A 6365-nucleotide genomic window follows, 5' to 3' on the forward strand; every position below is an offset into this window, starting at 1 on the left:
CGCGCGCAGGCGATGGCGCCCCGGCAGCGCCCAGGTGTGTAACGCCGGTGTACTTGGAGCGTGACGGCAGCGAACAGTCGTCCTTGGCACCGTGCTTGCGGGGCCGCGGCGCGTTGGGCGATGTGGGCGTTCGTCATCGTCAACGGTTGGTGTGGCCGATGAAGACATCGCTGATGCCGGCCTAGTTACGTATCAGGCCGACCTGCTGTGCGGTGACGAAGACGTCGGACCCGTTGTCCATGCCATTCGCGATGCGGTTGGCGATGGGGCGGAACCGGGAGGCCTCGGTGATGGCGATGATGTAGCGCAGCATGCCGCGCGCCTGGGCGGTGCGGTCGGTGCTGCGGATGCCGAGGTCCCTGAGGCTGTTCTCAAGGCTGAACTCGTTCAGGTTGACGGCGGTCAGCGACTGGTTCGCGACGCGGGCGAGGGCGTCGTAGCCCTCCTTGCCGAGGAACCAGTTGTCGTCGGCGTCCTCATGGTTGGGGACGTCGGAGGCGAGGTTCAGGACGAAGTCGTGCGGGGTGTCGCTGGAGAAGAACCGCACGACGCAGAAGTCGCTGAGCCGTACGATCGCATGCACCGCGGGGGTGTGGTTGCCGCTGCTGATCACGATGTCGGCGAAACTCTGGCTCTCCGTGTTGCCGGTGATGGCGACGTTCACCTCGGTGTCGACGTTGGGCATGACGCGGCCGTCGGCCGAGGTCTCGGCGAGGTTGCGCAGCTGGTCGAGCATGGTCAGATAGGCGCCCGAGCCGCGGTTGATGTTCCAGGGGACCTGTGGGAAGTCGACGTGTTTCTTGCCGGCGACGGTCTCGGCGTTGATCGTCACATGGTCCGCCGCCGTCGAGGCGGATGTCTCGGTGTCCCTGGGCACTGTGAAGAGCACCAGGATCCCGAGAAGGACGGACAAGGCGACCGCGATCAGGACGCTGGTGGGCATGGTGTGCTCCGGTTGTTCGGCGTGCAGCGATGTCACGACCGACGCTCACAGCCGGGAGGTTGTCTGGCAGGCCCCTTTTGCCGCCGCATACAATTCCGGAGGATCGAGTTCCACATTACTTGTCCGGACGTAACGCTGTCGTCGCTCCACGCCTTTACCTTGCGGGCGACACGCTGGTGCAGGACGCCACCGGCGTATGGCGGCTGCCGGGCAGCCTGCTCGACGCCCCGCCCGCCTCTTCGCGCCGGCGGCCGAAGTCCTCGCCCGCGCGCTCGCCCCGCGCACGCTTCCCGGAGCGACCCAGGAGGATCCGTCCGGTCGTCTCCCACGTCGCAGGGCTCACCTGGATGTGGGCGGTGATGGCGTTCGAGTCCCGGGACCGGCGCTGGAACGGCTGGTCTTCGTAGAGCGCCGTGGGCGTGGGTGGGGCCACCGTCAGCCCCGCAGTAGCGGAAGCACAGGTCAGACTGGCGGTGCCAGCCGCTCCAGCCACAAATCGACGGCGTATGAACCGGGGCCGGTGACCGGCACCTCGTAGGGGACCCGCAGTTCCGTGACCACTTGGAAAGCGTCGCTGGCGTCGGGGCGGAAACCGTCCTGCTGCCACAGGTCGAGCCACGCGCGCTCCACGAGCAGCGGGTAGCGGGAGTTGTGCAGCATGCCGAGCGCGTCCAGTTCGCCCTAGTGGACGCTGGCACCTCGAGGGCCGCAGAGCCCTACCGCCCTGAGGGCACAGTCGGCCGTCATGGACGCACAACGACGGTCCATCCGGGGGTGTAGGTGTCCGGCACCGGAAAACGTGGCCAGTCACGCGCCCAGTGCGGTGGCTTCCCCTCGCGAAGGACCAGCGCACTGGGGTGCGCCGGGGGATCCGTCTCCGTGACAGTGCAGCCGGCGGTGTGGGCGATGGGAATCGTCGAAGTGTTCCCCGCGAGGACACACGGCGGGTGTACCCCGTGCTCGCGCAGCACGGAGGCGATCCGGACCCAGTCTCCGCGGGCCCGCTGCTGGATGCCCGCATGAGTGTGGACGAGCCCGATCTGGATGCCCCAGTGCCCGAGGAGTGCCAGGGCGAGGACCGCGGCTGTCGGCCGCGAACGGCGGGTGCGGGTCCGGTGGACGACGGCGAGGAGCCCGACAGCGGCTGGGAGCGCCAGCAGGGCGTAGGCCGGCAGCAGGAACCGCGGCGCGGCGTAGGGGACGAGGAAGAGATACGGCGCCGCCGTGGCCGCCGCCACCGCCACCGACAGCCACAGCGGTGCAGCGGACCGGCGCGCCCGGCGCTCCGCCCACAGTCCCAGGCCGACCAGCAGCGGAAGCAGCATCCACCACTCCGTCACGTGCAGCTGAACGCTGTCGCCCGTACAGGGACGGCACAGCAGCGGGCCGTCCAGCGCGGTGAGATGGGCGCGCAGGGAGAAGACGGCCCGCAGACCGCCCTGGACCTGGTCGGCCTCCGCGAGCCGGCTGCGCACCCCGCCGAACCGCAGCTCGGCCTCGACGACCCAGGGCAGCGCACCCGCCACGAGTCCGGCCGCCACGGCCGACAGGCACCCCCTCAGGTGGCCGTGGCCGCGCAGTGTGGGCATCAGTACGGCGGCCAGGAGCAGCGGCGCGGCGACGGCCACACCGTCGTTGGGCCGCATCAGGGTCACCACCGCCAGGCCTGCCGCGACACCCGCGTACCGGGGACGCGGCGCGAGGAAACAGCCCACCGCGGCGGTGGCACCCATCGCGGTGTAGTGGTTCGGCATCGCGGAATTGGCGTAGAACAGAGTGATCCACAGGCTGCCGTACAGCCCGGCCGCCACCCACACCGCCGCCGGGCGGTGCAGGATCCGCAGCCAGGGCCGGAATCCCAGCCAGAGCGCACCGCCGGCCAGCAGGAGCAGCCACACCCTGAGCAGCACCGTCGAGTCGCTCCAGGAGGCGATCGGAGCAAGCAGCAGGGGGACCCCGCGGGTACGCGGGGCGCTGAACGGGGTCGCGGGACCGTACGATCCGAAGCGGCTGGCGTACACGATCTCGTCCCAGCCGAGCGGCAGCGTGAGCGGTACGAGGACGGCCGACAGCAGACAGAACCCGGCGGCCACGATCCACAGCATCCGCTGTGCCGAGGCCGCTGTGCGATCCGCGTTCATCCGACCCACCCCAGCTTGCGCCGCCCGCGGCGCACCGCTCCGCGGGCGAGGATGCCTGCCGTGGCGGCGAGCACGGTGGCACGGTCGCGCCAGTCGGCCGTGCCGGGCGGTGGAGCGGACCGCTCGGCCCGCTCCTCCACCAGGGTGCTGAACAGCCGCTCGTAGCGATCGGCGACGCTCTCCGAGGTGAATCGTTTCGCCGCGCCGGCCCGGGCGGCCCTGCCCATCTCCGCACGCCGTCCGTCGTCCCGCATCAGTGCCAGCAGCGCGTCGGCCACGCCCCGGGTGCTGTCGCGCGGGACGAGACAGCCGTCCACACCGTGGCGGATGATCTCGCCGGGCCCGTGGGGGCAGTCGGTGCTCACCACGGGCAGGCCGCAGCGCATGGCCTCCACGATCGTCATTCCGAACGACTCGTGCGCGGAGGTCACCGCGGCGATGGAGCCCTTGACCCACTCGGTCTCGATGGGCGTGACCGAACCCATCAGGAAGACCCGGTCTCCCAGGCCGTGGTGGGCTATCCGGGCGGCTATCCGGGCACGCTCCGGGCCGTCCCCGTAGATGCGCAGGGACCAGTCGGGGCAGGCCGCACCGGCCAGGGCGAACGCGTCGACCAGCATCTCGTACCGCTTGACGCGGGCCAACCGGCCCGCCGCGACGACCACCTTGGCCGCCGCGTCGGCCGGCGGCACCTGGGGTTCGGGGACGCTGTTGGGGATGGCCAGCACCCGGGTGCGCGGCAGCCGCATGCCGCGCCGGTGGTCGCGCGCGTCCGCCTCGGTCATGGTGACCAGCGCGTCGAGACCGCCGTACCAGCGCTGGAGTTCCGTCCGCAGTCGGTGCGGGTGGTTGTCGTGGGTGAGGTGTTCCTGGCCGACGCGTACGGCATGTCGTGGCCCGAACCGGGCCAGCAGCGCGTTGAGTCCGGCCCTGGTGCCCACGACGACGTCGGCGTCCGTCTCCCGCAGCCAGTCGATGACCCGCTGCTCGGCGAGCGGGTGGTACTGGTGCGAGCGGCTGTCCCCCTTCGGGAAGACCTCCCCGGCCTGCCGGGTGAGAGGGTCCGCTGCGTCCGCGGATCCCGCGCGCCGGTCCACCAGGGCCCGCAGCGGCACCTTGGGCGACCGCCCCAGGTGTGGTTTCTCGCGGTGCCGGAAGACCGACACGAGTTCCACCTGGTGTCGCCCGGCGAGCGTGTCGGCGAGTGTCATTGTGGTCCGTACGGTGCCGCCCATCGCGTAGGCGTTGTGCAGCAGGAAGGCGATGCGCACGTGCGGCGTCCCCCGGTTTCCTGTGAAATGGCTGGTCAGTGTCACTGTGTTCGCCTTCGGCGAGGCGAGCGCACCCGTGCCGGCGAGAGCCGGCGGAGCTATGGGCGGGCCCTGCCGCCCGCGTTCTGCGAAGGCCCCGCGAGGACCGACAGCGCCAGGGTCGTGACGACCGAGCCGACGGTGATCTTGCGGGTGCGGCGTCGCTGCGGGATCCGGGCCTTGCTGCACCGACGCTCGCAACCGGAACGTTGTTTGGCACGTCCCTTTTGCCAGGTCAGACAATTCGGTGGGCGGTTGCGGACTGGCCGGCGTCAGAGGCTTCTGCCTCTGCCGGGACGCCCCTGGAGATTGCTTGCCCGGTGCCCGCGTACGGTTCTCGGCTCCGGCGACCAGGCGGCCGCCGTCGCCTCACGCTCTGGGACGGCGCTGAAGGCCAAGGCCGTACGACACCGGACCCGGCGCTGAGGACTTCGGCGAGGCGGGATCACGCCGGCCGTCGGCGGTGGGTCGCCGGCGAGGGGGACTGTTTGACCCGGTGGGATGGTTGGAGGGACAACTCCCGGGCCCTTGACGATCGACCCGTCGCTGCCCCGGTCCGGACTTCCCCCTCGGTCGGGGCAGCCCGCCCTGATCAACGGGTCGAGAAATCCGACGGGAGAGCTGCCCATGAAGATCCGGAAGACCGGCCGCCGCCGAACGGCCGTGCTGACATCGGCCCTGTCCCTCGCGCTGATCCCCTCTCCACGGCATGTCGCAGACCGAGAAGTGGGAGGTGGGCAGGACCGCCGACGCCACCACCACGTCAGCGGAAGCAGCAAGCAAGGTAGGCGGGCGGGTACTGGTTCGCGCCGTACTGGCGCGAGTCCCGGGGCTGGATCGCCTGCTGACCCGGCCACTTCCATGATCCACCAAGACGGTCAGGGGCAGACCCGCCTGTACGGCCGGTCCGGAACGTAGGTGCGCCACTGCGCCCGGGTCAGCTCCGCGTTCCCGGTACGGGAGCAGACGAGGGACACCGCGCGGTCCGGATCCACCACGTACCGCTGGAGCGGGACGTGCTTGCCGCCCGCGTACAGCGTGGTGCTGTCCGGGCTGAAGGCGAGCGTGTCGACGCTCTCACCGGGGGTGGGCAGAGAAGGACCGAGAGGTTGCTGGGTTGCGATGTCCCAGAGTTGGACGGTGCCCGCGTCGCCGCCGACGGCGAGCGTGCTGCCGTCCGGACTGAATGCGAGGGCCGTGATCGTCTCGGCTGAGTCGGAGGACGGATCGACGGGCGCCAGAAAGACGTTCCTCAGGATGCCCGCTCGGTGCCGGAGGTCGCCGTCCCAGACGGCCACCCGCCCCGTCCCGTCGCCGGCCGCCAGGCCGGAGCCGTCGGGAGCGAAGGCGATCGCTGCGATGTCGTCGTGCTGGACGAGGTCATGGGCGTGGGACCGGCCCGCTCGGACGACGCGGTTGTCGGTCACGAGGAGCCCGCCGTCTCGGCTGACGGCCAGATGACGGCCGGCCGGGCCGGGGAGGAGCGCCGTCCTCCGCCGCTGCGTGGTGTCCCATGTCTCGTTGACGAAGCCGTCGTCGGTCAGACGTGCGGTGAGGAGCGTACGACCGCCCGGTCCCAAGGCGATCGCGTCCGGCGGCATCGCGGACGCCGTCGCCATGTCCACAGTGGTCTTCGCCCGTCCGGCGGCCACGTCCCACACCGTCAGACGCTGAGGCACCGTGTCCCAGCCGGCGGCGGAGACTCCGTACGCGAACACGCCGCCGTCGGGGCTGAAGGACAGCAAGGGCTTGGTGACGTCCGCGGGGACCGTCGGTATGCCGGCGCGGAAGACGGGATGAGACGGGTCCGGCAGGGTGCGCAGCAGACGGCCGTCGCGTGTGCTCCGCAGCCGGAAGACGTAGCGGTCACCGATAGGTTCGGCGGTGGCGAGCGTCCTGCCGTCGGGGCTGAGCCGGACCCCGGCGAGCGGACTCTTGCGCCAGGCGCGGGTGAGCGTCGTGGTGAGGTCG

The 6365-nt window shown here is 71.0% G+C and carries 6 protein-coding genes; all 6 read right to left on the reverse strand.

The window, feature by feature from the left end; genetic code table 11:
* Nucleotides 1–181 precede the first annotated feature (181 nt).
* Entirely contained in the window at nt 182–943 is a 762-nt protein-coding gene (locus ACIREI_RS40405) for a ribosome-inactivating family protein (protein WP_403344335.1), read from the reverse strand.
* A gap of 154 nt (nt 944–1097) precedes the next feature.
* On the reverse strand, nt 1098–1376 hold the full coding sequence (locus tag ACIREI_RS40410; RefSeq protein ID WP_403344338.1) for a hypothetical protein: 279 nt from the start codon (nt 1374–1376) through the stop codon (nt 1098–1100).
* Nucleotides 1377–1405: 29 nt separating this feature from the next.
* A complete protein-coding gene (locus ACIREI_RS40415) occupies nt 1406–1603 on the reverse strand; it encodes a hypothetical protein (RefSeq protein WP_403344341.1) in 198 nt (65 codons plus the stop codon).
* Between the two features lie 83 nt (nt 1604–1686).
* Nucleotides 1687–3084: a hypothetical protein gene (locus ACIREI_RS40420; protein ID WP_403344344.1), complete on the reverse strand. Its 1398-nt coding sequence runs from the start codon at nt 3082–3084 to the stop codon at nt 1687–1689.
* Nucleotides 3081–4355: a glycosyltransferase gene (locus ACIREI_RS40425; protein ID WP_403344347.1), complete on the reverse strand. Its 1275-nt coding sequence runs from the start codon at nt 4353–4355 to the stop codon at nt 3081–3083. The genes ACIREI_RS40420 and ACIREI_RS40425 overlap by 4 nt, the downstream gene beginning before the upstream one ends.
* Nucleotides 4356–5272: 917 nt before the next feature.
* A partial coding sequence (locus tag ACIREI_RS40430) for a WD40 repeat domain-containing protein (RefSeq protein WP_403344350.1) occupies nt 5273–6365 on the reverse strand: 1093 nt, incomplete at its 5' end.

The organism is Streptomyces sp. NPDC093591, assembly GCF_044764885.1.
Classification (GTDB): domain Bacteria; phylum Actinomycetota; class Actinomycetes; order Streptomycetales; family Streptomycetaceae; genus Streptomyces.